Consider the following 777-nt stretch of genomic DNA (forward strand, 5'->3'; position numbering starts at 1 on the left):
GACGGCACCGAGCTGCACCCCGGCCTGAACGTCGCCGCGTTCGCCGAGGAGACCGTGGTGGGGGCGAACTGCGTGCTGCCCGCCCCGGACGGTGTGCCGCTCGCGGACGCGGCCCTGCTCGGCTGCGCCGTGCTCACCGGCTACGGCGCCGTCCACCATGCGGCGCGGGTCCGCGAGGGCGAGACGGTCGCCGTGTTCGGTGTCGGCGGGGTGGGCCTCGCCGCCCTCCAGGCCGCCCGGATCGCGGGCGCGTCGAAGATCGTCGCGGTGGACGTCTCCGCGGAGAAGGAGGAGCTGGCGCGGACGGCGGGCGCCACCGACTACGTCATCGCCTCCGAGAACACCCCGCGCGAGATCCGCGCCCTCACCGGCAAGCAGGGCGTCGACGTGGCCGTGGAGTGCGTGGGCCGGGCCGTCACCATCCGCGCCGCCTGGGAGTCCACCCGGCGCGGCGGCCGGACCACGGTCGTCGGCATCGGCGGCAAGGACCAGCAGGTCACCTTCAACGCCCTGGAGATCTTCCACTGGGGCCGCACCCTCTCCGGGTGCGTCTACGGCAACAGCGATCCGGCGCGCGACCTGCCGGTGCTCGCCGGACACGTCCGTGAGGGCCGTCTGGACCTGGGCGCGCTGGTGACCGAGCGGATCGCCCTGGACGGCATCCCGGCGGCGTTCGAGAACATGCTGGCGGGCAAGGGCGGCCGGGCGCTGGTCGTCTTCTGACGTCGCGGCCGATGCGCGCCGAGCACACGGGACCCGGGGACACCCCCGGGTCCC

The 777-nt window shown here is 75.2% G+C and carries 1 protein-coding gene; it reads left to right on the forward strand.

Annotated features, from left to right (window positions below; all coding sequences use genetic code 11):
• The coding region (locus CCN42_RS36855; protein WP_086741667.1) for a zinc-binding dehydrogenase at positions 1–723 on the forward strand (723 nt) is incomplete at its 5' end.
• Between the last annotated feature and the right edge of the window lie 54 nt (positions 724–777).

It is taken from the genome of Streptomyces glaucescens, assembly GCF_002154375.1.
Lineage (GTDB): Bacteria > Actinomycetota > Actinomycetes > Streptomycetales > Streptomycetaceae > Streptomyces > Streptomyces glaucescens.